At 48.2% G+C, this 26,240-nt stretch carries 24 protein-coding genes; 13 read left to right on the top strand and 11 right to left on the bottom strand.

All coding sequences use genetic code 11. The annotated features are described in order from the left end of the window. Nucleotides 1-2 precede the first annotated feature (2 nt). From ACY652_RS02085 to ACY652_RS02065, 5 genes are all read right to left on the bottom strand, one after another. Nucleotides 3-2,084: a putative porin gene (locus ACY652_RS02085; RefSeq protein WP_462266277.1), complete on the bottom strand. Its 2,082-nt coding sequence runs from the start codon at nucleotides 2,082-2,084 to the stop codon at nucleotides 3-5. Continuing rightward, nucleotides 2,077-2,898, bottom strand: coding sequence for a purine-nucleoside phosphorylase (locus ACY652_RS02080; RefSeq protein WP_462266276.1), 822 nt, complete (start codon nucleotides 2,896-2,898; stop codon nucleotides 2,077-2,079). The genes ACY652_RS02085 and ACY652_RS02080 overlap by 8 nt, the downstream gene beginning before the upstream one ends. Continuing rightward, nucleotides 2,861-3,925 carry a tetraacyldisaccharide 4'-kinase gene (gene lpxK / locus ACY652_RS02075; RefSeq protein WP_462266274.1) on the bottom strand — a complete coding sequence of 355 codons (1,065 nt, stop codon included), beginning with the start codon at nucleotides 3,923-3,925 and terminating at the stop codon, nucleotides 2,861-2,863. The genes ACY652_RS02080 and lpxK overlap by 38 nt, the downstream gene beginning before the upstream one ends. 68 nt (nucleotides 3,926-3,993) lie before the next feature. Beyond that, complete coding sequence (locus tag ACY652_RS02070; RefSeq protein WP_462266273.1) at nucleotides 3,994-4,272, bottom strand: HAD-IA family hydrolase; 279 nt, start codon at nucleotides 4,270-4,272, stop codon at nucleotides 3,994-3,996. 21 nt (nucleotides 4,273-4,293) lie between these two features. Then, nucleotides 4,294-4,548 carry a hypothetical protein gene (locus ACY652_RS02065; RefSeq protein WP_462266272.1) on the bottom strand — a complete coding sequence of 85 codons (255 nt, stop codon included), beginning with the start codon at nucleotides 4,546-4,548 and terminating at the stop codon, nucleotides 4,294-4,296. A 586-nt stretch (nucleotides 4,549-5,134) separates the two neighbouring features. Here ACY652_RS02065 and pruA point away from each other — a divergent pair. Next, nucleotides 5,135-6,772 (top strand): L-glutamate gamma-semialdehyde dehydrogenase, encoded by a 1,638-nt coding sequence (pruA, locus tag ACY652_RS02060; RefSeq protein WP_462266271.1) that lies wholly within the window; start codon nucleotides 5,135-5,137, stop codon nucleotides 6,770-6,772. A gap of 99 nt (nucleotides 6,773-6,871) precedes the next feature. On the opposite strand, the gene ACY652_RS02055 is transcribed toward pruA, so the two are convergent. From ACY652_RS02055 to ACY652_RS02030, 6 genes are all read right to left on the bottom strand, one after another. Next, the gene (locus tag ACY652_RS02055; protein WP_462266270.1) at nucleotides 6,872-7,306 is read right to left on the bottom strand and encodes a VOC family protein; all 435 of its coding nucleotides are present in this window, start codon (nucleotides 7,304-7,306) and stop codon (nucleotides 6,872-6,874) included. Between the two features lie 62 nt (nucleotides 7,307-7,368). Beyond that, a complete protein-coding gene (locus ACY652_RS02050; RefSeq protein WP_462266269.1) occupies nucleotides 7,369-7,860 on the bottom strand; it encodes an SRPBCC family protein in 492 nt (163 codons plus the stop codon). Further along, the gene (locus ACY652_RS02045; protein WP_462266268.1) at nucleotides 7,857-8,177 is read right to left on the bottom strand and encodes an ArsR/SmtB family transcription factor; all 321 of its coding nucleotides are present in this window, start codon (nucleotides 8,175-8,177) and stop codon (nucleotides 7,857-7,859) included. The genes ACY652_RS02050 and ACY652_RS02045 overlap by 4 nt, the downstream gene beginning before the upstream one ends. Nucleotides 8,178-8,296: 119 nt before the next feature. Further along, complete coding sequence (locus ACY652_RS02040; protein WP_462266267.1) at nucleotides 8,297-10,138, bottom strand: ABC transporter ATP-binding protein; 1,842 nt, start codon at nucleotides 10,136-10,138, stop codon at nucleotides 8,297-8,299. Between the two features lie 200 nt (nucleotides 10,139-10,338). Next, a complete protein-coding gene (locus tag ACY652_RS02035; protein WP_462266266.1) occupies nucleotides 10,339-10,965 on the bottom strand; it encodes a CatA-like O-acetyltransferase in 627 nt (208 codons plus the stop codon). A gap of 2 nt (nucleotides 10,966-10,967) precedes the next feature. Then, nucleotides 10,968-11,651, bottom strand: coding sequence for an HAD family hydrolase (locus tag ACY652_RS02030; RefSeq protein WP_462266265.1), 684 nt, complete (start codon nucleotides 11,649-11,651; stop codon nucleotides 10,968-10,970). Nucleotides 11,652-12,171: 520 nt separating this feature from the next. On the opposite strand from ACY652_RS02030, the gene mraZ reads away from it, so the two are divergent. The 12 genes from mraZ to ftsA all read left to right on the top strand — a co-directional run bounded on the left by mraZ (nucleotide 12,172) and on the right by ftsA (nucleotide 26,206). Continuing rightward, on the top strand, nucleotides 12,172-12,633 hold the full coding sequence (gene mraZ, locus ACY652_RS02025; RefSeq protein WP_462266264.1) for a division/cell wall cluster transcriptional repressor MraZ: 462 nt from the start codon (nucleotides 12,172-12,174) through the stop codon (nucleotides 12,631-12,633). Further along, entirely contained in the window at nucleotides 12,630-13,532 is a 903-nt protein-coding gene (gene rsmH / locus ACY652_RS02020) for a 16S rRNA (cytosine(1402)-N(4))-methyltransferase RsmH (RefSeq protein WP_462266263.1), read from the top strand. Before mraZ ends, rsmH begins: the two co-directional genes overlap by 4 nt. Continuing rightward, nucleotides 13,529-13,930 carry an FtsL-like putative cell division protein gene (locus ACY652_RS02015; RefSeq protein WP_462266262.1) on the top strand — a complete coding sequence of 134 codons (402 nt, stop codon included), beginning with the start codon at nucleotides 13,529-13,531 and terminating at the stop codon, nucleotides 13,928-13,930. Before rsmH ends, ACY652_RS02015 begins: the two co-directional genes overlap by 4 nt. Beyond that, complete coding sequence (locus tag ACY652_RS02010; RefSeq protein ID WP_462266261.1) at nucleotides 13,927-16,026, top strand: penicillin-binding protein; 2,100 nt, start codon at nucleotides 13,927-13,929, stop codon at nucleotides 16,024-16,026. Before ACY652_RS02015 ends, ACY652_RS02010 begins: the two co-directional genes overlap by 4 nt. Continuing rightward, nucleotides 16,023-17,483 (top strand): UDP-N-acetylmuramoyl-L-alanyl-D-glutamate--2,6-diaminopimelate ligase, encoded by a 1,461-nt coding sequence (locus tag ACY652_RS02005; RefSeq protein WP_462266260.1) that lies wholly within the window; start codon nucleotides 16,023-16,025, stop codon nucleotides 17,481-17,483. Before ACY652_RS02010 ends, ACY652_RS02005 begins: the two co-directional genes overlap by 4 nt. Nucleotides 17,484-17,501: 18 nt before the next feature. Next, nucleotides 17,502-18,746 carry a phospho-N-acetylmuramoyl-pentapeptide-transferase gene (gene mraY, locus ACY652_RS02000; protein WP_462266259.1) on the top strand — a complete coding sequence of 415 codons (1,245 nt, stop codon included), beginning with the start codon at nucleotides 17,502-17,504 and terminating at the stop codon, nucleotides 18,744-18,746. Nucleotides 18,747-18,839: 93 nt separating this feature from the next. Further along, nucleotides 18,840-20,237 carry a UDP-N-acetylmuramoyl-L-alanine--D-glutamate ligase gene (gene murD, locus ACY652_RS01995; RefSeq protein WP_462266257.1) on the top strand — a complete coding sequence of 466 codons (1,398 nt, stop codon included), beginning with the start codon at nucleotides 18,840-18,842 and terminating at the stop codon, nucleotides 20,235-20,237. Between the two features lie 70 nt (nucleotides 20,238-20,307). Further along, nucleotides 20,308-21,471 carry an FtsW/RodA/SpoVE family cell cycle protein gene (locus ACY652_RS01990; protein ID WP_462266256.1) on the top strand — a complete coding sequence of 388 codons (1,164 nt, stop codon included), beginning with the start codon at nucleotides 20,308-20,310 and terminating at the stop codon, nucleotides 21,469-21,471. 47 nt (nucleotides 21,472-21,518) lie between these two features. Continuing rightward, nucleotides 21,519-22,622, top strand: a complete 1,104-nt coding sequence (murG, locus tag ACY652_RS01985; protein ID WP_462266255.1) for an undecaprenyldiphospho-muramoylpentapeptide beta-N-acetylglucosaminyltransferase — start codon at nucleotides 21,519-21,521, stop codon at nucleotides 22,620-22,622. A 17-nt stretch (nucleotides 22,623-22,639) separates the two neighbouring features. Then, on the top strand, nucleotides 22,640-23,998 hold the full coding sequence (murC, locus tag ACY652_RS01980) for a UDP-N-acetylmuramate--L-alanine ligase (protein WP_462266254.1): 1,359 nt from the start codon (nucleotides 22,640-22,642) through the stop codon (nucleotides 23,996-23,998). Then, nucleotides 23,991-24,857 carry a cell division protein FtsQ/DivIB gene (locus tag ACY652_RS01975; RefSeq protein ID WP_462266253.1) on the top strand — a complete coding sequence of 289 codons (867 nt, stop codon included), beginning with the start codon at nucleotides 23,991-23,993 and terminating at the stop codon, nucleotides 24,855-24,857. Before murC ends, ACY652_RS01975 begins: the two co-directional genes overlap by 8 nt. 2 nt (nucleotides 24,858-24,859) lie before the next feature. After that, entirely contained in the window at nucleotides 24,860-26,206 is a 1,347-nt protein-coding gene (gene ftsA / locus ACY652_RS01970) for a cell division protein FtsA (RefSeq protein ID WP_462266252.1), read from the top strand. Nucleotides 26,207-26,240: the final 34 nt, after the last annotated feature.

Raw genomic sequence — 26,240 nt, 5'->3', positions numbered from 1 at the left:
GTTTAGTTATAGAAAGTCCAAGATACGCCAAACTTTAATAGGCGGCCCCCCATTGGGTAACGGTTTACGGTGTAATAGCCGGGGCTGAACAGGCCCTGGTTGGCATAATCATATTGCAGGAACAGGTTAGTACGGTACAGCGTAGCCTTTGCAAATACGGTAACTATGGGGTAGGAGGTAAACGTAACATCGGGGCCGTTATAAAACTGGCCGATACTAAGCGCGTATGATGGCGCAAGGTAGGTGGTATTATACCGCACGTTAGCTCCTATGCTGGTATTCAGCACACTAAAAAATAACCTGGAGTAATACAGGCTGGCATAGTTGTATACTTCCGGCGTACGCAGGATGGATTGCTTATCGGTTTTCTGGTACACCAGGTAATCTTCAAAATGCCAGTGCCGCCACTGGAAGGTTTTACCGGCGCTTACTTTCAATAAACTGATAGCAGACCCATATTGTGTAGGTGTGGCATCAATGCCATTGGGCTGCGCCGTAAAATACAGGTAATTGTCAATCAAAAAGTACTCGGCTTTTAAATCCAGCTGTAAAAAGTCATTGATGTAATTGAACGACAGGTTGTTGATCTTCTGCTTGTTGAAGCTATTGTTAAAAATGTAATGATTGGATATCCAATGCGTGTAAACCAGCGGCGCGGCATTGCTTTGTGCATAAGCGCCAAAGATGATACGACCGGCCTTGTTGCCGCCCGACAGGGTAAGGCTGGCATCGTACAGGTAATCGCCAAAATTCTCGTAGCCGCTTTGTACCACCTGCCTGAAATCGGTGTTCAGTATCACCCGGTCGCTGAATTTATAGCCCAGTTTGGCGTTCAGGGTTAAATTCTGAAAGGTGCTTTTAGCCACCTGCCGCTGCTGATTAGCCAGCCCGGTAAGGTTGCTGATAGAGTCGGTAATATACTGGCGGTACTGATACAAATCCTGAGTAAGGCCCAGATCCAGCTTTACTTCGTTTTTTATTAAGCTGCCAGCCTTCGGCCTCAGATAAAAGCTGTAGCTGAAATCGTTTCTCAGGTGTTGCAGCGTAAGTGAATCGCGCGATACGGTGGGGCTGAAATAATAGTCGGGGAAAGTACGGTAGGTATCGGCCTCATTTTGCGAGAAGCGGTAGGTACGTGAGTTGTAATGAAAGGTGTAAGCTACCCGTTGCGTAGGCAGTACCTTGCTGGTATCTGTCCCAGATTTTTTATCAATGCGGCCTAAATAGTAAAACTGCTTAATGTACAGCCCGTTGTTGTTCTGCAGTTCGCTGGAAGCGTTGAGGCGCACCGGTTGCGACAGGAAACTGAAATCGCTGCTCTGGCTGTTGAACAGGTTGGGGTTTTGAGGCGATCCGTTTTCGGGCACCCGCATATTATTGTAGATCAGGTTGGCCAGCAGGTTGTACCGCTTGTTTTTTGATTCGTACCAAGTAAATAGCCCCGCACTCAGTTCCCCCACGTTCTGCCGGGCATAAAAACCCTTTGAGCCAATGGTATTAAAGTTGAAGCCGAAGTTCCAGTTGGGTTTGATGTTCTGGCTGTGCACCAGTTTAAAATACTGCTCGGTAAGCGCACCGCCCACATAATACAGGTTGGTGTAGCCCACACGCGCCCGGTAGTATTGTATATCTTCGGGGTTAAGCATGTACACATCCAAAAAGTGCAGGCCCACATCGAAGCCTACGCCTTTTGCCGGTTCAAACAGCAGCGGGCGCTGTGGCAGGCCCAGGTTACCTAAGTTGATGCGCGGGCTGCGCGGCTGGTAAAGCGGGCTGTAGTTTTCAAAATCCCGTATCCCGGTGTCAAGCGCAAATGCCTGCGTACTATCATTCAGCAGGCGCTCATTGGTAACCCTTATAAACTTAGAGGTAAAAATTACCGTATCGTGCTGTGTTTCCTGCCGCTTACGCAGCGTATCTACCGATTCGCTGGCTGCCCTGCTGCGGTTGGCCGTGTCAGACAGGGGCTGCTGCGGCTGCCCCGGCAGCCGGTTATACGGCTGGTTAGGAATTTGTGCATACGCCATCTGCGCCAGCAGCAAAGCGGGGAGGAGAAGTATAAAGTATCGCAGCAGTTTAAGCATTAAGCCCGGCTATCAGTTCTTTTAGTATCAATGTCATTTTAGGTTCGGCCTCATGCGCTACGGCTAATATTTCATCCAGCAGCAGCGGTTTTAGTGTTTCCGAAAAGCCCTCATCTGTAATTACCGAAATGGCAAACACCCGCAAGCCCATGTGGTTGGCTACAATCACTTCGGGCACTGTGCTCATGCCTACGGCATCGCCGCCAATCAGCCGCAGGTAACGGTATTCAGCTTTCGTTTCCAGGTTTGGCCCGGTAACCGCTACATAAACTCCTTTGTGGCAGGTTATATTGTTTTGTATAGCAATATCCAGCGCTTTTTCAATCAACGGCAAACTGTAGGGCTGGCTCATGTCGGTAAAGCGCGGGCCCAGCTCCTCATAATTAGTACCGATAAGCGGGTTATCGGGCTGCAGGTTAATATGGTCATCAATTACCATCAGGTCGCCTTTCCTGATGACCGGGTTTAATGAGCCGCTGGCGTTGGAAACCAACAGGGTTTTGATGCCCAGCATTTTCATGATGCGTACCGGAAAGGTAATCTGCTTCATGCTGTAACCCTCGTAATAATGCAGGCGCCCCTGCATGGCTACTACCTTTTTGCCGGCCAGTGTGCCGAATATTAATTTACCTGAATGAAATTCCAGTGTCGACATTGGAAAATCAGGAATGTTGGAGTACAGCAGTTGCTTCTCCACTTCAATATCTTTTACCAAACCGCCCAGGCCGGTACCTAATATGATACCTACCTCCGGTTCAAAATCGCCGATGCGGTTTTTAATAAAGGCGGTGGTGCGTTGTATGTTTTCTAACATAGTTGATGATCATTTGATTAAACTGCGGTGCGGCGTTATTTAAAAAACCGAGGCCGATGGGCAGTATAAATACTGGCAGTTTTTGCAGCAGCGCATCAAACTCCGGGCGCTTTAACCGCTGTGCATCCTTCTCAGTAGTAATGATCAGTTTTGAGGCTGATGTACAGGCGTTAAAATCACCGGCAAGTTTAGTAATATTTTTTAAGGTAAACTGGTGATGGTCGGGATAATTGTGCAGTACCACATGGGGCGTATACTGTTGAATATACTGCACCAATGGCTTTGCGTTGGCTATTCCTGTAAGTAAGAAGATAGTCGTGCTGGCACCCGGCATTGGTATTTGCGCTGCGGTAAACAGGTGCTGCAGCGAATAATAGGTGATTGCGCTGAAAAACACCTGCTGGTGCGGTAACGGGCGTACACTGTTCAATAATGCCTGCTGCTGCTGTATGCCGAGTTCGGGCGGACATTTGCTGATCACGATTACATCGGCGCGGCTGCGGCCGCTGTAAGGCTCGCGCAGGTTACCGGCCGGCAGCAGCAGGTGCGGCCCGGCAAGGCGGCCGTACTCCATCATCAGAATGCTGAACCCCGGTTTTACCGCCCGGTGCTGGTAGGCATCATCCAATATAATCAACTGATGATTAGCTTGTAACTGCTGTATGCCTTCCGCGCGTTTTTCGCAAACAGCCACCGAAACATCCGGAAACTTTTGTTTGAACTGCGCCGGTTCATCGCCAATGGTCTGCGCATTTGCAGGTTCATCGGCCAAAATAAAGCCCCTGGTTTTGCGCCCGTAGCCACGGCTGAGGGTAGCCAGCCGGTAATCTGCTTTCAGCAAGCGTACCAGATACTCCGTCATGGGGCTTTTACCTGCCCCGCCCACCGCCAAATTACCCACAGCAATTACGGGCAGGTTAAATGACTGGCTTTTAAGCCACCCGGCATTGTAGCACCGGTTGCGTATCACCACAGCCAGCGCGTATAAAAGCGAGAACGGAAAAAGCAGCCAGCGCAGGTATTTCATTTAACCAGCAAAAATAGCAGATGTAAGTAAAGTATGGTTAGATAAGGCCAATTCTTTCCATCAATTACTCAAACTAATCCGGTTGCTGACAAGTAGTGTTGCATGGCCCTTAAATCTGTAAACACCTGGTCGGCTTGCGTAAATTTATGGTGTTTGCTGCTATTGCTTTGTACCACATAGCAGGCGAATCCGGCGGCTCTGGCCGCATTCAAACCGGTCTGGGTGTCTTTAATCACTACGCAACCAGCTTTGGTTAAGCCCAGCTTAGCGCAGGTAAGAGTATAACCTTCGGAATCAGGCTTGGCATAAGGTAAAGTAACAAGACAAAAAACAACCCGGCTGTTCAATTATTACAGCCGGGTTAAAACTTATTGCTTGCCGTTATAATCCGGATCGTTGTTATCATCCTTTTTCACTTCCGACTCTATACCTTTTTCGGGTTCAAGTGTAAACGAAGCAGAAGAGGCCTCAGTTGCCGTGTCCCAGCCTTCGGTATCAGGCACATCGGTCTGCCCGATCAGGCCATCAGCTTCCTGCGTGTCCGAGCGGCGGCTCTGGGTAGCTTGTTCATCATCCTGGTTTTCGGGTGTGTTGTCTGTATTGTTGTTTTCTGGCGTATTCATAAATTTCTGTTTAGTATGTTAAGGTAACACGGTAACCGCCCGGTTGTTTCCTGCCGGAATTTGTTAACGGAACCTTCTTTCAGCAGGCTTAAACTTTTTGCTTTGAGATAAGATACTCCGGCCAATGATAACGTCAATGGTTCATTAAATTACAACTATTGCATACAGGCCGGGTTTAACTTATCATAAATCAAATAAAGTGATTTACAATAATTTGAAATCTTCAAAAATGCTGAATTGGTAAACTTATCTATAATCTCAATAGTTGATATATCAATCAAATCAGTTATCTGGACTCAAACTCATAAAAAATAGCTATGGTTACTTTAATTGTAGTGCTCGTTGCGGTAAATGCCGTTCTGATTGTTAGTAAACAACTTAAGCATCCGCATTATTAATTATTTTTGATGGTGAAAATATTTTATGGCCTCCTTGTGAGGCCTTTTTCATTGGCAAAATTTATCAACCGGTAATTATTGATGGCAGGTGGGAAATGCCGCGGGATGCAAGGTGGCGTTATCGTTCATCGCATTGCACCTCTTTTTCCCCTCAAACCCTTATCTTTGCGCATTAAAATGAAGCACCTATGTTAAAAGGATTTTTTAATGTTCCGCAGCCGCTGAACGAGCCGGTATTAAACTACGGCCCGCGCAGCCGCGAACGTTTTGAACTGCATGCCGCCCTTGCCGAGGCCCGTGCACAGCAGTTAGATATACCTATGTACATTAACGGGCAGGAAGTGCGTACCGGCACTACGGCCGAAATACGCCCCCCGCACGACCATCAGCACCTGCTGGCTACTTACCACGAAGGCGATGCCGGCCATGTAAATGCCGCCATTGATGCAGCGCTGGCTGCTAAGGCTAACTGGGAAAACCTGCCCTGGGAGCAGCGTGCCGCCATCTTTCTAAAGGCTGCCGATTTGTTGGCCGGCCCTTACCGTGCAAAGATCAATGCCGCTACCATGCTGGGGCAGTCTAAGAACGCTTACCAGGCCGAAATTGATGCGGCTTGTGAACTGATTGATTTTCTGCGCTTCAACGTGCAGTACATGACCGAGATTTATGCCCAGCAGCCGCCTGTAAACGGTAAAGGGGTTTGGAACCGGGTAGAGCACCGGCCGCTGGAGGGTTTTGTGTTTGCTATTACGCCTTTCAATTTCACCGCTATTGCCGGTAACCTGGCCGCCTCGGTAGCCATGATGGGTAATGTGGTGGTATGGAAACCCGCGCCTGCGCAGATCTATTCGGCCAATGTTATCATGCAGGTATTCATCGAAGCTGGTTTGCCGGCCGGGGTAATCAACCTGATTTATGTGGATGGCCCGATGGCAGGCGATATCATCTTTAAACACCCTGATTTTGCAGGCATACATTTCACCGGCTCTACCGGCGTGTTCCAGAACATCTGGCGCATCATCGGCGAGAATATTCACCAGTACAAAAGCTACCCGCGCATTGTGGGCGAAACCGGCGGCAAGGACTTTGTTTTGGCCCATGCCAGCGCCGATGCCGACGTGGTAAGCACGGCACTGATACGCGGCGCCTTTGAATACCAGGGGCAAAAATGCTCGGCGGCCTCACGTGCGTACATCCCGGCTTCTTTGTGGCCGAAGGTGAAGGAACTAATGCAGCGCGATATTGCTTCCTTGAAAATGGGGCCAGTCGAAGACCTTGAAAACTTTGTGAACGCCGTAATCGACGAGCGCTCGTTCGATAAGCTGGCCAAGTATATTGATGATGCCAAAGCCGACACCTCTGTTGAAATCATAGCCGGTGGTGCGCACGATAAAACCAAAGGCTGGTTTATTGAGCCTACGGTAATACAGGTGAACGATCCCTATTATGTAACCATGTGTAACGAGCTGTTTGGCCCGGTACTTACAGTTTATGTGTATGAAGACGATAGGTTTGCTGAGATTATGGACATTATCGACAAAACCGGTATCTACGCCCTCACCGGTTCGGTAATCTCTAAAGACCGTTATGCCATTGCCGAGGCTACCTATAAGCTGCGCAATGCTGCCGGTAACTTTTATATTAATGACAAGCCTACCGGCGCTGTAGTAGGGCAGCAGCCATTCGGCGGCGCCCGCGGTTCGGGTACCAATGATAAGGCCGGTTCTATGCTTAACCTGCTGCGCTGGGTATCGGCACGCACCATCAAGGAAACCTTTGACCCGCCGAAGGATTACCGTTATCCGTTTTTAGAGAAAGAAATATAAAGTGCAAAGAGGCAGTGCAAAATGCACTGCCTCTTTGGTTAAATATTACAGTATCTGCACACGCGGCAAGCATGTGCCAACGAAAGGGCACTGTTATTCTTACCCGTTATAACCCGGGTCGAACTCTACAATCCACTCAATACCATACTTATCCCTGAACATTCCGGCATAGGTACCCCAGGGGCTGTCGCCAACGGGCCCTTCTACTTCTCCGCCTGCTGATAGTCCGTTGAATATTTTATCTGCTTCTTCACGGCTCTCGGCATTTACGTATATTTTGGACCGGTTTTCATTTTCGCTTACCCGCCCCAAAACTCCGGGAACATCGTTGGCTATTAACACATTGTTCTTGCCAAGCGGCAAGCCGATGTACATGAGTTTATCTGCCTCATCTTCGGCTACCTGAAACCCGGCGCCTGATAAGTCTTTAAAACGGGTGATTCTCGTAAACTCGCCGCCAAAAACTGATTTGTAAAAAGTGAACGCTTCTTCGGCATTGCCATTGAAGTTGATCCAGGGGTTAATTGCTCTCATAATATTACGTTTAAAAAAGTGAATTTTTGTATTTAAATTTTGTTGTAACTAATGCGCAGTAGCTACGATAAGGTGGTTAATAGTTCTTCCAGGTTCTTCAAAGTCATGGCGAAGCCAATTTTGAAGCCTTCCAGTAGCTTTTCCAAACGCTCAAACGATTCGTTAAAAATGATAATGTCAACCCTGGTAATGCCATTTTGCTCAATGAAATTATAATCCCAGTCCGAACCCGGCAGTTCCCTGTTTTCGTCCTTATCAGCAAAGGCGTTGTACATTTTGAAATTGGTTTTCGGTGTAACGGAAGTAAATTCCTGTACCGTCCAGCGCTCCTGCCCGTCGGGGCTTATCATCGCATAAAACCTACGCCCCCCGGCTTTGAAATCCATATACTTGGTTTTGGCGCGCATTGGTGCAGGTGCTCCCCATTGGTCCAGTAGTGCTGGCTTGGTAAAAGCATCCCATACTAAAGAAAGTCCGGCATTAAATTCCCTGGTTATAAATACCGTTTTCGCTGCTTTGTCAACGTTAAAATCAAATAGCAAGTCGTTGTTCATTTTTTCTGTTTTTTAATTGTTGATAATAGTTCGTCAAGCTGATTAAACTGAGTTGCCCAGCTTTGCCTGAACTGGGCCAGCCAGCGGTCAAATTCCTGCATCTTTCTGGCGTTAAAGTGATAATAAATTTCCCTGCCGCTATGCTCGGGTTTAATTAAATCGCATTCGTGCAATACTTTAATATGCTTCGATACGGCCTGCCGGCTCATATCAAACTTTTCGGCCATAGCGTTTGGGGTTAACGCCTGTATAGCAATCAAGGTTAAAATGGCCCTGCGTGTCGGGTCGGCTATGGCTTGAAATATATCTTGCTTCATTCTATCAAAACTTGCAACCTCTGAGTTGCAAATATATGTGCAACTTTTTAGTTGCGCAAATATTTCTGCAAGTATTTTTAAATTTGAAATATAGCGGTAGGGAGCCCCTTTATTACAGGCTACCGGTAGCCCATAGCCTGCAGATTAAAAAGCTCTGCATAGCGCCCGCCTTTGGCCAGTAATTCTTCATGGCTGCCAATTTCGGCTAATTGCCCTTGTTGCAGTACCAGTATACGGTCGGCCATACGCACGGTGGAGAAACGGTGGGAAATGAGCACCGCCGTCTTGCCGCGTGTGAGTTCAGAAAACCGCTCAAACACTTCATATTCCGCACGGGCATCCAGCGCCGAGGTGGGTTCATCCAAGATCAATAATTCGGCATTGCGCATGTAGGCCCTTGCCAGAGCCACCTTCTGCCACTCGCCGCCCGACAGATCGATGCCCTGGGCAAAGCGTTTGCCCAGCATCTGGTTGTAACCGCCCGGCAGTTTTGCTACTACCGTATCGGCTAAACTCTGGGTAGCAGCCTGCTCAATACGCTGCTGGTTTTCCTTTTCGTCAATCCGCCCGGCGGCAATATTCAGGTTAACCGGCATCTGGTAGCGCAGGTAATCCTGAAAGATCACGCCGATGTGGAGGCGCAGATCGGTCAGGTCATATTCCCGCAAATCAGCACCATCTAACAGGATGCGCCCTTCGGTGGGTTCATACAGCCGGGCCAGCAGTTTTACCAGCGTGGTCTTACCCGCGCCGTTCTCGCCCACCAAGGCCAGCTTTTCGCCGGGATGCAGGGTAAAGCTTAAATGCCGGTTGGCCCAGCGGTCGGAGTTGATATACTGATAGCCTACATCCTCAAATGTAAAGCCGGTTTGCATGGATTGCGGGAAAGGCAGGCCGCTGGAAACCGATTTTATTTTAGGCTGAATCTCGAAGAAGTCAAAAAAATCGCGCAGGTAGATCGCGCCCTGCGATACCGTGCTGAAACGGGTAAGTATGGTTTCGAGCAATGAGCGCAACTGCCGGAACGAACCGGCTAAAAAGGTAAGTTCGCCTATGGTAACCTGGCCTTCAATGGTTCGGTAAATGATAAATACGTAGGCGCCGTAATAGCCTAAACTGCCCAATAAGGCAAACAGCAGCCCCCAGGCCGAGCGGCTGATGGCCAGCGTTCGGTTAGCCTCATAAAACCGGGTAGACAGCTCGGTAAACCTGCCGATGATAAAGCCGGACAGGTTAAACAGCTTGGTTTCCTTTGCCGTTTCATCGCTGGCGCCCAGGTAGCGCAGGTAATCCAGTTCGCGGCGCTCAGGGGTCTGGCTCCGGGTAAGGGCATAGCTTTGGTCGTTAAAATAGGACTCGCCTAAAAAGGCCGGTAGTATGGCAATCAGCAGCAGTAAAATCAGCCAGGGGTTAAAGGCCATCAGTCCGGCCGCTAAAAACAGCATGGTAATTATATCCTGCAACTGGCTCATTACCTGGCTCAGCAATACGGTGCGGCCCAGCGTTTGCTGCCGGGCACGCTCAAACTTATCGTAAAACACCGCGTCCTCAAACTGGTCCAGATCCAGCGTGGCTGCATGTTCCATAATACGGATGGACGTGAAGTTAGAGAACAGATCGCCCAGCAGGCTGTCAAGCAAGGTAATAGCCCGGTTTAGTCCATCAGAAATAATAGCCAGTACGAGCTCAAGCGCCACCAGTTTCCACAGGTAGTGGCTGCTGAAACTGCCCTGACTGCGGTTGAGTTGTACCACCAGGTCAATAATCAGCCGGCCTATATACAACAGCGCCAGCGGCATGGCCGAGCGTATAATGCGCAATATAAAGTTGGCCACCGTCATTTTAGGGCTGGCCTGCCATACCAGTTTAAAAAACTGAGGCAAATGGTTTAAGGCGGCAATACGTTCTTTAAAGGTTAGCGGCGTGGTGCGCTGATTGCGAGGGGGCTTGGTAAACTTCACTGCCTGCTAAAATACTTAAAGTACAGGAGGCCGAAGGCAGTTTATGCTGAATGGTATATTGGAATGACAATAGAGCAGGAGAGAAACGCCGCAATAATTTTTATACCCTTGTCATTTCGACCGCAGGAAGAAATCTTCTGCCGCAGACCGGCTTCCTGCACAAGATTTCTCCCTGCGGTCAAAATGACTCCAAACGTTATTCAACTATTTAGTAACTGCTGAAACAGCTCCACATACTGCCCCACCTGCAAGCCATCCATCAGGCCATGATGAACGGTGATGGAAACCGGGAAAGTCTTTTGCCCGTTGCTTTCCGTTACCTTACCAAAGGTAATTTTAGGAATGCCATCGTTCCTGGAATAATTACGGGCGTGTGTAAGTGCGGTAAACTTAAACCACGGAATAGTGGAGTAGTGAATCACATCCTCGCTTGTTTCATCATCGAACAAACTGCTGGATTGCTTTATGCGCTCAATACGGGTTTGTGCAGCTTCAACGAACTCCTGCAGCGTAGGATAAAACTTAAGGTATACAAAACCAAAGGTGCCATTGTCGCGCAAGATGGTGGACTCGGCGTTTGCCACATCGTGTACAAATACTTCATTATGGTTTTCTATACGGTAACGGAAAGGCTCAATGGCGTTGACTGCCGCCATAGATTGATACAGGTAGTATAAAAAGAAGGAAATGCCCAGCTCTTTGGCCCTGTTGTAGGCCACAGTACAATCCACATCCACCGTAAAGCCGAACATCGGCTCGGTAAAGCCATTAAACAGGTTAAAATGTTCGCGGTGAGCCCAGGTGTTAAGGTCTAATTTGGTTTTCATAGTTACATTATGTCCATAATTTCCCGGATATGGGCAAAACTCCTGAATTTCTCATTCTCAATCTGGTCTTCTATCTGCTCGTGCATCCAGGTGATATGATAAGGGATATGTATCGCATAACCGCCTAAATTAAGTACCGGCAGCACATCCGATTTTAACGAGTTGCCGATCATCAGCAATTCTTCGGGCTGTATATCTAAATGGCGGATCAGCTTCTGGTAATTGGCCTCATCTTTTTCAGACATTACTTCGATGTGATGAAAGAAATGCCCCAGGCCTGATTTACGCAGCTTGCGTTCCTGATCGAGCAAGTCTCCTTTAGTAGCTACTACCAGCCGGAAGCGGCTGTGCAGCGCCTGCAAAACTTCTTTTACGCCATCCAGCAGTTCAATGGGTTCGTCAAGCAGTTGTTTGCCAAGTTTCAGTATTTGCGCTATGGTATCTGCACCCACAGTGTGCCCCGATACCTGCATGGCTGTTTCAATCATGGATAGCATGAAACCCTTAACCCCGTAACCGTACAGCGGCAGGTTGGCAATTTCAATCTTAAACAGTTCGCGTTCCAGCGAAGCCTGGGGCATATACGGGCTCATCAACCGGCAAAACTCAGTTTCAGTTCTCCTGAAGTAAGGTTCGTTCACCCAAAGGGTATCGTCGGCATCAAAAGCGATTACTTTAATGTTCATGTAAGGGTGTGGTATGCTTAAAAGTAGTTCTGTTATGCTGGCAAGATATAAAAAGGTTAATAATTCGGATATAAAGAATCAGGTTACAAATTAAGCGCATGTAATCGCCTTGTAAACCATTTCGCAGCTGGATGCAATTTATCAAACAATCAGCTATGGGTAAAGCGCTTTATTTTCTCCCACTTTACCATTAAATATTCCATCCTATCTGAATTTTTTCCCACTCTCACTCCGGTTTAAACCAATGTTTTTGATTTATAAGAATTAAAATTCTGTAAATCAGTATTTTAATTTAAGTATAATTTGTCATACAATAGCTTATTGTATGTCTTATAAAGGGCAATATTACAACGCACCAATTAACCAGCAAGCTATATTTTAAATCAGAAATAAAAGTTTCAAGCTAATCGTACTCATAATCAATTGTTAATAACTGTTGATAACTTTTTTGTGGGAAAAAGTGGAGGAAAGTGGAAGTTGCTTGTTACTTTTACAATTGAATTTTACCCTAACTGACTGCATGTCCCACTTCTTAGGAGAATTTGAGTGTAAACTGGATGCCAAAGGACGCATGATGATCCCTGCTGGCCTCAAACGTCAGCTTCCCGAAGCTGAGCGCGAGGGCCTGGTGATTAATCGTGGCTTTGAAAAGCACCTGGTAATTTACACCCGGAAAGAGTGGGATAAGATTGTAGACGACCTGAGTAAGTTAAACCAGTACGAAAAACGGACCCGCGAATTTATAAGATATTTTACACGCGGCGCATCAGAATTAGCATTGGATGCGGCCAACCGGGTGCTGCTGCCTAAGGCCTTGCTGGAATATGCCGGCATAAGCGCCGATGTGGTACTGGCCTGCCAGTTCAATAAAATTGAGGTTTGGGACCAGAAGGCGTATGATGCGCAGATGGATAATGCACCCGAAAACTTTGCCAACCTGGCAGAGGATGTAATGGGCGGCATCGGGAGGAGGGTAGAATGAGCGAGTACCATAATCCGGTAATGCTGCAGGAGTGCATAGAAGGTCTGGCTATTAAAACCGACGGTACTTATGTGGATGTAACCTTTGGCGGTGGCGGCCACTCGCGCGAGATCATCAAGCACTTGGGTGAGGATGGCCGGCTGCTGGCTTTTGACCAGGATGCCGATGCGGTACAGAATACCCTGAATGATGAGCGCTTTGAATTGGTAGAGCAAAATTTCAGGTACCTGAAAAATTACTGCCGCCTGCACGATGCCGTGCCGGTAGATGGCATACTGGCCGATTTGGGTGTATCGTCCTACCAGTTTGACCAGCCGGAGCGTGGCTTTTCCATCCGCTTCGATGCCGAACTGGATATGCGCATGAACCAGTCGGCAGCGCTGACGGCAAAGCAGGTGGTAAACACTTATGACGAGGCAGATTTGCACCGCATTTTTGGTGTATATGGCGAAATACAGAATGCTAAATCGCTGGCCCGCACTATTGCTACGGCGCGTTTGAATAAGCCGGTTGATACCGTAGCGGATCTGAAGAATGTGATTAGCGGCCTGATTCCGCGCGGTAAGGAGAATAAGTACCTGGCGCAGGTATTCCAGGCATTGCGCATTGAGGTGAACCAGGAACTGGAGGCGCTGAAGGATTTTTTGATTCAGTCGGCCGAGGTGCTGGTATCAGGCGGGCGGCTGGTGGTAATGTCCTACCACTCGCTGGAAGACCGGCTGGTAAAGAATTTCATTGCCAAAGGCAAGTTCAGCGGCGAGCTGGAAAAAGACATCTACGGTAATGATAACCGGCCGCTGGAAGCAGTGAGCCGTGGCGCCATTACCGCAACCGAAGAAGAAATAAAATTAAATAACCGGGCACGTAGCGCCAAATTAAGAATAGCTGTAAAAAAATGAGTAACCGTTTACGTACAGAAATTCAGGAAGAAGAAGCTGAAAAGGAGCTGATCGTGGAGGAAAAGCCGCGGCCGGTAGCTCCTGAAAACTTCTTTACCAATTTGCTGGCCAAGGGGGTAATCACCACCGAAACGGCTACTAAGGCGCTGCCCTTTATCTTTTTTGTGGCGTTGCTGGGCATGATCTATATTGGCAACCGTCATCTGGCCGAGAATAACCTGCGCGATATTGACAAGCTGTCGAAAGAAGTAAAGGAACTTTCCTGGGATTATAAAACTACCAAGGCGGAATTTGCCTTCAGAAGTACCTTATCCGAAGTGGCCAAACGTGCCGATACCTTAGGGTTGAAGCAGCCGGTAGAGCCGCCTCAGAAATTAACAGCGGAGGGCGTGCAATGAATATCCGTACCAACATATTAATGCGCGTATATCTGGCCTTTGGCCTGATTGTGATTTTTGCCGCGGCGGTGCTTTTACAAATGGGGCATGTGCAGATTGGCCAGGGTAAAAAGTGGCGTGCCATGGCCGACAGCCTTTCTACCCGGTACGTAAATGTAGATGCAGCCCGGGGCAATATTTTCGCTATTGATGGCAGTTTGCTGGCTACCTCGGTACCTGAATATGAGCTGCACATGGATATGCTGGCCGGCGGCATTGCCGATGATAAGGTTTTTTATGAAAAGGTAGATTCACTGTCGCAAAAGCTGTCGCAGTTTTATGGCGACAAATCGGCCGGTGAATATTCGCGCATTCTGCGCGAGGCCCGTAAAGACAGTTCGCGCTACCAACTGGTGCGCCGTAAGGTTACTTACCAGGAGCTGAAGCAGATCCGCAAGTTCCCTATCTTCAATATGGGTAAATATAAGGGCGGGTTGATCATCGTGCAGAAAAATAAGCGCATACTGCCTTACCGCACACTGGCCTCACGTACCATTGGCTATAAGAACGAAAATGTAAAAAATCCGGTTGGGCTGGAAGGCGCTTACGCGGATTATATTAATGGGCAGGGCGGTAAACGCCTCATGCAGCGCATAGCAGGCGGTATCTGGAAGCCGGTAAACCAGGAGGAAGAATTAGCGCCAAAAGATGGTGCCGATATCATGTCTACCATTGATGTAAACTTTCAGGATGTGGTGCAAAGCGCACTTAAAAAAGCGCTGATCACCAGCATGGCGGAGCATGGCACTGCCATTTTGATGGAAGTAAACACAGGCGAAGTAAGGGCGGTAGCCAACTATACCCGCACTAAGGATGGCGATTTTACCGAGCAGTTCAATTACGCCATTGCCGGTAACCAGGACCCGGGCTCTACTTTTAAAGTGGCTTCTTACATGGCTTTATTAGAGGATAAGAAAGTAGATACCACCACACAGGTAAATATTGGCTATTATGCTGTACCGCATACTACCAAAACGGTAAAGGATTCGCACGGAATTGTAGGCCGGGTAAGTGTGAAGAAAGCGTTCGAAGAATCTTCAAACGCAGCTATTTCTTACCTGGTAAACAGCTCGTACCATAACAACCAGGAGCAGTTTACCGACCATTTGATGGACTGGCACCTGAATGAAAAGTTGCAGTTGCAAATCCCTGGAGAGGCGCAGCCGGTAGTAAAAACACCCAAAAATACCAGCTGGAATAAGTACCTCACTTTGCCGCAAATGGCCTACGGTTACGAGATGCAGTTAACGCCGTTGAAAATGCTGTCATTCTACAATGCCATCGCTAATAACGGCAGGTATATATCGCCCATTTTTGTGCGCGAGATCAGGCGGATGGGTAACCCGGTGGAGCATTTTGAAGCACGGGTAATCAATGATAAAATCTGCTCCGACGGAACGCTGAAGAAGATGCAGGAAATGCTGCGCGGCGTAGTATCCGAAGGTACAGGCAAGAACATCATTAACAACCCGATGTATGAAATTTCGGGCAAAACAGGTACAGCACAGGTAGCCGATGGCCGTAATGGCTATAAGGCCCGCCGCCAGTACCAGGCTTCTTTTTGCGGTTATTTTCCGTCTAATAAGCCTAAGTACTCGCTTATCGTGGTAATTAATGACCCTAAAAACGGCTATTACGCTGCACAAGTATCAGGCCCGGCTTTCCGCGAGATTGCCGATAAGGTTTACGCCAGCGATTTTGGTATAAAGCAGGCTGCCCCTGCACAGCATTTGGTGGGCAACACACAGCCGCCTAAAATTAAAGAAGGAAATTTTAAAGCCATTAAGCAGGTATACAGCAAACTGGGTATGCGTGCGCAATATGCCAGCGCTTCGCCCACGGCAGATACCAGTAATGGCATTGCCTACCAGGAGATCAGCTACAAAAAAGGTTCGGTACCAAACGTAACGGGTATGGGCCTGAGCGATGCCTTGTACGTGCTGGGTAATGCCGGCTACAAGGTAGGCGTACGGGGAAGTGGCGTTGTTAAAAATCAATCAGTTACCGGCGGGAGCCTGATTCCTAAAGGTTCAAAAATAACTTTAGAGCTGCAATGAGATATTTGAGCGACATTGTAGAAGGGTTACCGTTTACCGAACTGCAGGGCAGCGCCGATGTGGAGGTGAATGCCATAGTTTTTGATTCCCGGCAGGTACAGCCCGGCTGCCTGTTTGTGGCGGTGCGCGGTACGGTGGTTGACGGGCACGACTACATTGAGCAGGCCGTTGCCGATGGCGCCGTTGCAATAATCTGCGAAGAATTACCCGGCCATACCGCTACCGGTGCCGACTTTCTGATGGTACAGGATTCGGCTGCCGCTTTGGGTATCATCGCCGCTAACTTTTATGGCCGCCCGTCTGAAAAGCTGAAGCTGGTAGGGGTAACCGGAACCAACGGTAAAACTACCATTGCCACTTTGCTTTATAAGCTATTCAGGGAGTTGGGTTATAAGTGCGGTTTGCTGTCGACCGTAGAGAACCAGATCAACGGGCAAATCATTCCTTCAACCCATACTACGCCTAATCCGGTAGAGCTGAACCGCTTGCTGGATGATATGGTAGCTAAAGGCTGCGATTACTGCTTTATGGAAGTAAGCTCACATGCCGTGGCGCAGCACCGCATTGCAGGACTGGCCTTCGCCGGTGGTGTTTTCTCTAACCTGACGCATGACCATTTAGATTATCACTTAACGTTCGATAATTATATCAAGGCAAAAAAGGCATTTTTTGACAGTTTGCCTAAAAATGCGTTCGCCCTAACCAATGCCGATGACCGCAACGGCAGCGTAATGCTGCAGAATACCAAAGCCTACAAAAAAAGCTATGCGCTCAAAAGCATGGCGGATTACCGGGTAAAGCTGCTGGAGAATGAGTTTAGCGGCTTATTGCTCAATATTGACGGCGAAGAGGTTTGGTTTAAACTGGTAGGCAGCTTTAATGCCTATAATCTTTTGGCCGTTTATGCTACTGCCTTATTACTGGAGCAGGATAAAGCCCATGTACTCACGGCATTGAGCAAACTTACCGGAGCCGAAGGCCGCTTCGATTTTATGGTATCGCCCAATAAAATTATTGGTATTGTGGATTATGCGCACACGCCGGATGCCGTGCAGAATGTATTGAGCACCATTAAGGATATACGCAAAGGCACCGAGCAGGTAATCACTGTAATTGGCTGCGGCGGCGACCGCGACAAAACGAAACGCCCCATTATGGCTAAAACTGCCTGCGACTGGAGCGATAAGGTCATCCTGACCTCTGACAACCCGCGCACCGAAAACCCGGAGCAAATCATTAAAGATATGCAGGCCGGTGTAGATGCCGCCAATCAGCGCAAAACCTTAAATATTACCGACCGCCGGGAAGCCATTCGTACCGCAGTGCATCTGGCGCAGCCTGGCGATATTGTATTGTTGGCTGGCAAAGGACACGAAAAGTATCAGGAAATAAACAAAGTGAAAAATCATTTCGACGATAAAGAAGAGTTGCTTAACCAGTTCCAATTATTAGCCTAATCCACACCAAAAAAGCCGATGCTCTATTACCTCTTTAGCTATTTGAACAGGAACTATAATATACCGGGGGCAGGTGTGTTCCAGTATATCACGTTCCGTATGGCTATGGCGGTAATTGTATCGCTGGTGGTAACTACGGTTTTCGGTCGCAGGCTGATTGATTTTCTGCGCTATAAGCAGGTAGGCGAAACCGTGCGTAACCTGGGCCTGGAAGGGCAGATGCAAAAAGCCGGTACGCCAACCATGGGCGGCTTAATTATCTTATTGGGTATCCTGCTACCAACCTTGTTGTTTGCCCGGCTGGATAACATCTACATCATCCTGATGCTGGTGACCACTGTGTGGCTGGGAACCATCGGCTTTTTAGATGATTACATTAAAGTATTCAAAAAGAACAAGGAAGGCTTGGCCGGCCGCTTTAAAATTGTGGGCCAGGTAGGCTTATCACTTATTGTGGGCTGGACGATGTATTTCCACAGCGATATCATCATCCGGCAGGAAGTAAAGTTACCGGTGAAGTATGATGCACCGGTAAACTACCATCTTAAAGGTACCACGCCGGTATATACGCAGGATGTGCATTCTACCAAAACCACGATGCCATTTTATAAGAACAATGAGTTTGATTATGGCAAAGTGCTCAAATTCATCAGTCCGGCGTTTGGCGAGCACTATGCACTGATGGTATTTATGTGCGTTGTGATTTTCATCATCACCTTCATTTCCAACGGAGCCAATATTACAGATGGTATCGATGGCCTGGCTACCGGCACGTCAGCTATTATCGGCATTACACTGGCCATTCTGGCTTATGTATCGGGCAATACCGTAATTGCCGATTACCTCAATATTATGTACATCCCTAACTCGGCCGAACTGGTAATTTTTGCCGGGGCGTTTGTGGGGGCTTGCGTAGGTTTTCTGTGGTATAATTCCTACCCCGCGCAGGTATTTATGGGCGATACCGGCAGCCTGGCCATCGGCGGTATTATTGCCGTTTTCGCCATCATGATCCGTAAGGAATTACTGCTGCCGGTATTGTGCGGCGTATTCCTGATTGAAAACATTTCGGTACTGATGCAGGTGGGCTGGTTCAAGTTCACCAAAAAGCGTTTCGGCGAAGGCCGGCGTATTTTTCTGATGGCGCCCTTGCATCACCATTACCAAAAGCGCGGTTTTCATGAAGCAAAAATTGTAACCCGCTTCTGGATTGTGGGCATTGCGCTGGCTATAGTAGCGGTGATTACTTTGAAATTGAGATAACACCCCTCCCGGCCTCCCCGAAGGGGAGGAGTGGAAGGAAGATAAAAATAGACGAAAGATAAAAGAAAATAAGACAACAGGTTAGAACGGATAATGAACAATAACAAATATACCACAACTAATGCTACTCCTCCCCTTCGGGGAGGCCGGGAGGGGTGTGAGAGGTTGGCCATACTCGGTGCAGGCGAAAGCGGCGTTGGGGCGGCTTACCTTGCGCAGCAGCAGGGGTACGATGTGTTTGTTTCTGATTTTGGTTCTATTGCAGATAAGTATAAACAGCAGTTACAGCAGTGGAATATCCATTTTGAGGAGAATCAGCATACAGAAGCCGAAATCCTGAATGCAGTTGAAGTCATAAAAAGCCCGGGTATACCAGAGAAGGCGCCGCTGATTAAAAAACTGCGGGCGCAGGGTACACCGGTTATTTCAGAAATCGAGTTTGCAGGCCGGTATACCAAGGCTACCATTATCGGTATCACCGGTTCTAATGGTAAAACCACAACCAGCAGCCTCACTTATGAGATTTTAAAACATGGCGGCCTGAATGTAGGCTTGGCCGGTAACATCGGTAAAAGCTTTGCCTACCAGGTAGCTACCGAACAGTTTGATTATTACGTGTTGGAGCTGAGTAGCTTTATGCTGGATGATATGTACCGCTTCCGGGTAAACATTGCGGTACTGCTTAACATCACGCCCGATCATTTAGACCGCTACGATTATCAGTTGGATAAGTATGCGGCTTCCAAGTTCCGCATTGCGCAGAATCAAACGGCTGACGACTATTTTATTTATTGCGCCGATGATGCCGAAACACTGCGTGGCATGGCAGGCCGCAGCTTGGGTGCACAACTGCTGCCTTTTAGTATTGAGAAACAAGTAAATCCGGGCGCTTACCTGGACCAGCAAAATATTATTATTCATACACCTAACGAAGAATTCCAAATGGCAACTAACGATTTAGGATTACAGGGTAAACACAATACCTACAACTCTATGGCATCAGGTATAGTGGGAAAAGTATTGCAGTTACGCAATCAAACCGTGCGCGAGAGCATGGGCGAGTTTAAAGGCATTGAGCACCGTTTGGAAGCCGTAGGGCAAATTGGCGGTATCAGCTTTATCAACGACTCTAAGGCCACCAATGTAAACTCTACCTGGTTCGCGCTGGAAAGCATGACGGCAAAAGTAGTGCTGATCTTAGGCGGCGTGGATAAAGGCAACGATTACAACATGCTGAAAAGCCTGGTAAAAGATAAAGTAAAAGCGATTGTATGTTTAGGTAAGGATAACCGCCGCATACACGAAGCTTTTGATGATGAGGTGGATATGGTGGTGAACACCACATCGGCTACTGAGGCGGTAACTGCGGCCTATCACTTAGCCAGCAAAGGCGATACGGTACTGTTATCACCGGCTTGCGCCAGCTTCGATCTGTTTAAGAATTACGAAGACCGCGGGCAGCAGTTTAAGGATGCGGTAAAACAGTTATAAGCTGTTTGCCGCTCACAAATACGTTCAGACAAATATTTGATTTCAATTTGCTTTAAATTTTACCCCTTACATGCACCGCTTACTCAGTAAAACCCAGGGCGACCGCTGGATATGGTTGATTGTAATTCTGCTGTCGGTAATTTCGTTGCTGGCTGTATACAGCTCAAGCGGTACGCTGGCCTACAAGCAGGGCAAGGCTACCGAATCCATCCTGATGAAGCACCTGCTGATGATGGTAGGCGGCCTGGCGCTCATGTATATATCGCATAAGCTGGATTACCGGTATTACGCAGGGTTATCTAAAGTGCTTATTCTGGTAACTATTCCACTGCTGCTTTTCACACTGGTGTTCGGCAGCCACGTAAATGGGGCCAGCCGCTGGATCGCCATTCCGGGAACCGGCTTCGGCTTCCAAACTTCGGATTTAGCCAAGCTGGCGCTGATCACTTACCTGGCGCGTACCTTATCGCGCAAGCAGGAAAATATTAAGGACGTAAAAGAATCCTTTTTGCCCATTATGGGCGCAGTTTGCGTGGTATTCATCCTGATTGCACTGGCTAACCTTTCAACGGCGCTGATGCTGTTCGGGGTAAGTATCTTGCTGCTCATTATCGGTCGTATCAGCGTAAAGCAAATTGCAGTGGTATGTCTGGCCGGTGCGATATTGCTGACCGGCGTTATCTTCTTAGGCCCGCGCCGTAAAACTTATATCTCGCGTGTTAAAACTTTCATGCACCCCGAAAAGGTGGATGCCGATAAATCCTTCCAGTCTGACCATGCCAAGATTGCCGTAGCTACCGGCGGTCTGTTTGGTAAAGGGCCGGGCAACAGTACCGAGCGCAACTTTTTGCCCGAGGCATATTCAGACGAAATCTTCGCCATAATCATTGAGGAGTACGGCATGTTCGGCGGGGCGGTGGTAGTAGGTATTTACCTGTTCCTGCTGTACCGCTGTGTAAAAATTGTAACCAAAGCGCCTAAAGCCTTTGGGGCCTTGCTGGCCTGCGGCTTAAGTTTTAGTATTACCATACAGGCTTTTGCCAATATGGCCATTGCGGTAGGTTTAGGGCCGGTAACAGGGGTGCCGCTGCCATTGATCAGTATGGGGGGTACCTCCATCTTATTTACCAGTGTTGCCTTTGGCATCATCCTGTCGGTAAGCAGGCATATTGATGAAAATGAGGCCAGTAAAAAAGTTGTGGTAGGTGAAATCAGGGAAGTGGCAATGGCTTAACCCGGTTATCAGGTACTTTAGTAAATACTTAAACAAGCAGTAAGCGCATGGCAAAACGAATTATCATTAGTGGCGGCGGTACAGGGGGGCACATCTTCCCGGCGGTTGCCATTGCCAATGCGTTAAAAAAGGCAGACCCTGCTACCGAGATCCTGTTTGTAGGCGCTAACGGCCGCATGGAGATGGAAAAGGTACCGGCAGCAGGCTATAAAATCATCGGGCTGGATATACAGGGCATACAGCGAAAATCCATCTGGAAGAATATAATGTTCCCGGTAAAATTGCTGCGCAGCATCAACAAGGCGCGGGGCATTATAAAGGATTTTAAACCCGATGCCGCAGTTGGCGTGGGGGGATATGCCTCAGGGCCGTTGCTGTATGCCGCCTATCTGAAAGGTATACCCACTTTAATACAGGAGCAGAACTCCTACGCGGGTATTACTAATAAATGGCTGGGCGGCAAGGCGCAAAAGGTATGCGTGGCTTTTGATGGAATGGATAAGTTTTTTCCGGCCGGAAAGATCATGAAGACCGGTAATCCTATCCGCAAAGCATCCGTAGCCATTGCGGATAAAAGGCAGGAGGCTATGGCCGCTTTTGGCCTGTCGCCGCTAAAGAAAACTATATTGGTTACCGGGGGAAGTTTGGGCGCACGTACCTTAAACCAAAGTATACAGGACGGCTTGCAACAGCTTATTGCCGCCGATGTGCAACTGATATGGCAAACCGGCAAATCCTATTATAAAAGTGTAACTGAGCAACTGGGCGCCGGCCTGCACCCCAACATCAAGGTGCTGGAATTTTTAAACCGCATGGATCTGGCTTATGCCGCGGCCGATGTGATCATCTCCCGCGCGGGCGCCGGTACCATTGCCGAGCTTTGCGTGGTGAAAAAGCCGGTTATCCTGGTGCCCTCGCCTAACGTGGCTGAGGACCACCAGACCAAAAACGCACTGGCCCTGGTGCAGGAAAACGCTGCCCTGTTTGTGGCCGACCGCGATGCAGAAGCAAAACTGGTAAAAATGGCATTGGAGCTGTTAAATGACAAGCATAAGCAGGATACCCTAAGCAATAACATTGGCAAACTGGCCCTGCCCGATGCAGATGAAGTAATTGCCAAAGAGGTGTTACAACTGGCCGCAAAGCCGTAAACAAAGTAGTAGGCATAATGGAGTTAAATCATATCAAACAAGTATACCTGATCGGTATTGGCGGTATAGGCATGAGTGGCCTGGCCCGCTACTTCCGGCATTTGGGGTGTACGGTATATGGGTATGATAAAACCCGCACTCCTTTAACCCACGAACTGGAGCAGGAGGGCATCGTTGTTACGTTTAAAGATGAGGAAGCCCGAATCCCGGTACAGTTCAGCCGGCCGGATGCAGCTTCACTGGTCATTTATACCCCTGCAATTCCCAAAAATGCAGCTATATTAAATGCTTTCGTTCGGCGGGGTTTCGAAGTGTACAAGCGTTCGCAGGTATTGGGTATCATCAGCGAGGGAAGTTATACTATTGCTGTGGCCGGTACACATGGCAAAACCACCACCTCCTGCATGATTGCCCATGTGCTGAAAAGCGCCGGCATTGATTGTTCGGCTTTTTTAGGCGGAATTGCAACCAATTACAACAGCAACGTACTATATGGCACCAGTAATGTTATGGTGGTGGAGGCCGATGAATATGACCGTTCCTTCCTGACCCTGCATCCTGATATAGCGATTGTTACCTCTATGGATGCCGACCATTTGGATATTTATGGCAGCCATGAGCAGTTACAGGGATCGTTCCGGTTGTTTGCGTCGCAGCTGAAGCCCGCTGGCCGGCTGATTGTAAGGCAGGGGTTAGCGCTTGAGCATGCCAATTTTTACGCTGCCGGCGAACAGGAGGCCGAAGTGATGGGCTACAATATTTGCATTGAAGACGGAGATTTCTATTTCGACTTTAAAAATGCCGAGATCAGCATCCGCAACATCAGGTTGGGCATACCCGGCCTGCATAATGTAGAGAATGCCGTTTCGGCCATACAGGCGGCCTTATACCTCGATGTTGATGCCGGGCTGATAAAAGATGCTTTAGGCTCTTTTGCAGGGGTAAAGCGCCGGTTTGAATATGTGGTGAAAACAGAAGCGCACATTTTTATTGATGACTATGCGCACCATCCGGCAGAACTGCAGGCTTGTATCACCTCCATAAAAAAATTATTTCCCGAGCGCAAGCTAACGGTTATCTTTCAGCCCCATTTGTTTACCCGCACACGCGATTTTGCGCCCGAATTTGCCGCGGCGCTGGATATGGCCGATGAACTGCTGCTGATGGACATTTACCCTGCGCGCGAATTGCCTATTAACGGCATCAGCGCTGATACGATACTAAGCCGTATGCAGCTGCAGAATAAGCAGGTGCTCAGCCGCGAAGAAATTATAAATCGCATAGCCCTGCACCCGCCCGAACTGCTGCTTACCGCAGGGGCCGGTGATATTGACCAGATGGTGGAACCGCTAAAAAAAGTATTGCTGAATGTTTAAAGATAAACAATTGTGGAAGCGTATTTTTGCAGGCTTTTGCTGGTTAGCCAGCTTATCCGGCCTGGTGGTGCTTATGAGTTTCATCGGGTTTAAAAAGGATGGCATAGTTTGCAAGGCGGTAAGGGTATACATACCGGGCAGCCAGTATTTTATTGATAAGCAGGAGGTGGATCATATTCTGGAGATGAACAGTCACATGCTGATCGGGCGGAAACTGGAGAGCATTAACCTGCACCAGCTGGAAAACAAACTGAAGTCGAATCCTTTTATTGAGTCTGCCCAGGTATATGCCGATATGGATGGGGTGATATGGGTAGAGGTAAGCCAGCGCCAGCCCATCATGCGCATCATGAACCGCTTTGACCAGGATTACTATGTAGACCAGCACGGGTTAAAGATTCCGCTTTCAAACAATTTTACCGCAAGGGTACTGGTGGCTAACGGTTATATTGATGAGGTGTTTGGCAATAAGGTAGATACCCTGCATACGGCACTGGCCAAAAGCCTGTTCAAAACGGTGGATTTTATCCGTAAGGACTCGTTATGGGATGCACAGATTGCGCAGGTTTATGTAAACCAGGACCACGAGATCGAGCTTATACCACGGGTTGGTAACCACCGTATCCTGTTAGGTGATGCAGACTCGCTGGAGAACAGGTTTAATAACCTGAAATTATTTTATCAAAAAGCGTTACCCGCCGCCGGCTGGGATACGTACAAGGTAATTAACATTAAATATGCCAACCAGGTAATTGGCGTTAAGGGTGATGGCTTAAAAACAGATACGGCCAAAAGTAAAGCCGTTATAACAAAAGATACAACAAAACTTACACAGGATACAGCTCAAATATTGCATTAATCATGGAAAAAAGCTCAGCACAGGAAAAAAGCTCCCCGATAGTGGTGGGGTTGGACATTGGCACTACAAAAATCTGCGTAATTGTAGGCCGCAGATGCAAAAACGGTAAAATAGAAGTATTAGGCATTGGCAAAGCCGAATCAGCAGGGGTAACGCGCGGCATGGTATCCAATATTGATAAAACGGTTCAGGGCATTACGCAGGCCGTTGAGGCAGCCAGTGCACAGTCAAACGTAGAAGTACGTGTGATAAATGTGGGTATTGCAGGCCAGCACATTAAAAGCCTGCAGCACCGCGGCATGATTACCCGCCGCGACCTGAACAGCGAAATTGGCCGTAAGGACATTGACAAGCTGATTGAGGATATGTACAACCTGGTAATGCCTCCCGGCGAAGAAATTATCCATGTGCTGCCGCAGGAGTTTACTGTAGATAACGAGCCGGGTATTAAAGACCCCATCGGTATGGCCGGTGTGCGCCTTGAGGCCAACTTTCATATCATCTCGGGCCAGGTTACCGCTATCAAAAATATTGTAAAGTGTGTAAATAAGGCCCAGCTGGAAAGCCAGGAACTGATACTGGAGCCGTTGGCCTCGGCCGAATCTGTACTGAGCGAAGAAGAAAAGGAAGCTGGCGTGGTATTGGTAGATATTGGCGGCGGTACAACGGATGTGGCTATTTTCCATGAAGGCATTATCCGCCATACTGCCGTCATCCCATTTGGCGGTAACAGTGTAACCGAGGACATCCGCGAAGGCTGCTCCGTAATGCGCAATATTGCAGAGCAGTTAAAAGTGCGTTTTGGCTCTGCCCTGGCTGATGAGAACAAGGAGAACGAGATTGTATGCGTACCGGGCTTGCGCGGCCGCGAGTCAAAGGAGATTTCTGTAAAGAATCTGGCCTTCATTATTCAGGCCCGTATGGAGGAAATTATTGAGCATGTGTATTACGAGATCAAATCCTCAGGTTACGAAAAGAAGCTGATTGCCGGTATTGTAATCACCGGCGGCGGTGCACAATTAAAGCACCTGGCCCAGTTGGTAGAGTTTGTAACCGGACTGGATTGCCGCATAGGCCTGCCTAACGAACACCTGGCCAAAAATGAGGTGCTGCCAAAAAACACCTATGAGGATTTGCAAAGCCCTACCTATGCTACCGGTATTGGTTTGCTGATTAAAGGTATACAGAAAATGGAGTACAACAGCGTTCCATCGCATCAGCCTGAAACCAAGGTTGAAAAACCAGCCCGTTACACTGACGACCGCCGATTGGGCCTGTTGGGCAAGATACTGGAAACCGGCAAAAAATTCATTAAGGATGATATTAAGGATGAGGACTTTTTGAAATAAAAAATATTCACACTTAATCCATTTTAAAAATTAC

The organism is Mucilaginibacter sp., assembly GCF_965200995.1.
GTDB lineage: Bacteria > Bacteroidota > Bacteroidia > Sphingobacteriales > Sphingobacteriaceae > Mucilaginibacter.
Note: the sequence above shows the minus strand (reverse complement) of the source record. Positions and strands in the feature narration are given on the sequence as shown.

What these genes read in the sequence shown, in the direction of transcription:
- ACY652_RS02085 (WP_462266277.1), bottom strand. Translation starts at nt 2,084, where the DNA reads ATGCTTAAACTGCTGCGATACTTTATACTTCTCCTCCCCGCTTTGCTG.
- ACY652_RS02080 (WP_462266276.1), bottom strand. Translation starts at nt 2,898, where the DNA reads ATGTTAGAAAACATACAACGCACCACCGCCTTTATTAAAAACCGCATC.
- lpxK (WP_462266274.1), bottom strand. Translation starts at nt 3,925, where the DNA reads ATGAAATACCTGCGCTGGCTGCTTTTTCCGTTCTCGCTTTTATACGCG.
- ACY652_RS02065 (WP_462266272.1), bottom strand. Translation starts at nt 4,548, where the DNA reads ATGAATACGCCAGAAAACAACAATACAGACAACACACCCGAAAACCAG.
- pruA (WP_462266271.1), top strand. Translation starts at nt 5,135, where the DNA reads ATGTTAAAAGGATTTTTTAATGTTCCGCAGCCGCTGAACGAGCCGGTA.
- ACY652_RS02055 (WP_462266270.1), bottom strand. Translation starts at nt 7,306, where the DNA reads ATGAGAGCAATTAACCCCTGGATCAACTTCAATGGCAATGCCGAAGAA.
- ACY652_RS02050 (WP_462266269.1), bottom strand. Translation starts at nt 7,860, where the DNA reads ATGAACAACGACTTGCTATTTGATTTTAACGTTGACAAAGCAGCGAAA.
- ACY652_RS02045 (WP_462266268.1), bottom strand. Translation starts at nt 8,177, where the DNA reads ATGAAGCAAGATATATTTCAAGCCATAGCCGACCCGACACGCAGGGCC.
- ACY652_RS02035 (WP_462266266.1), bottom strand. Translation starts at nt 10,965, where the DNA reads ATGAAAACCAAATTAGACCTTAACACCTGGGCTCACCGCGAACATTTT.
- ACY652_RS02030 (WP_462266265.1), bottom strand. Translation starts at nt 11,651, where the DNA reads ATGAACATTAAAGTAATCGCTTTTGATGCCGACGATACCCTTTGGGTG.
- mraZ (WP_462266264.1), top strand. Translation starts at nt 12,172, where the DNA reads ATGTCCCACTTCTTAGGAGAATTTGAGTGTAAACTGGATGCCAAAGGA.
- rsmH (WP_462266263.1), top strand. Translation starts at nt 12,630, where the DNA reads ATGAGCGAGTACCATAATCCGGTAATGCTGCAGGAGTGCATAGAAGGT.
- ACY652_RS02015 (WP_462266262.1), top strand. Translation starts at nt 13,529, where the DNA reads ATGAGTAACCGTTTACGTACAGAAATTCAGGAAGAAGAAGCTGAAAAG.
- ACY652_RS02010 (WP_462266261.1), top strand. Translation starts at nt 13,927, where the DNA reads ATGAATATCCGTACCAACATATTAATGCGCGTATATCTGGCCTTTGGC.
- ACY652_RS02005 (WP_462266260.1), top strand. Translation starts at nt 16,023, where the DNA reads ATGAGATATTTGAGCGACATTGTAGAAGGGTTACCGTTTACCGAACTG.
- mraY (WP_462266259.1), top strand. Translation starts at nt 17,502, where the DNA reads ATGCTCTATTACCTCTTTAGCTATTTGAACAGGAACTATAATATACCG.
- murD (WP_462266257.1), top strand. Translation starts at nt 18,840, where the DNA reads ATGAACAATAACAAATATACCACAACTAATGCTACTCCTCCCCTTCGG.
- ACY652_RS01990 (WP_462266256.1), top strand. Translation starts at nt 20,308, where the DNA reads ATGCACCGCTTACTCAGTAAAACCCAGGGCGACCGCTGGATATGGTTG.
- murG (WP_462266255.1), top strand. Translation starts at nt 21,519, where the DNA reads ATGGCAAAACGAATTATCATTAGTGGCGGCGGTACAGGGGGGCACATC.
- murC (WP_462266254.1), top strand. Translation starts at nt 22,640, where the DNA reads ATGGAGTTAAATCATATCAAACAAGTATACCTGATCGGTATTGGCGGT.
- ACY652_RS01975 (WP_462266253.1), top strand. Translation starts at nt 23,991, where the DNA reads ATGTTTAAAGATAAACAATTGTGGAAGCGTATTTTTGCAGGCTTTTGC.
- ftsA (WP_462266252.1), top strand. Translation starts at nt 24,860, where the DNA reads ATGGAAAAAAGCTCAGCACAGGAAAAAAGCTCCCCGATAGTGGTGGGG.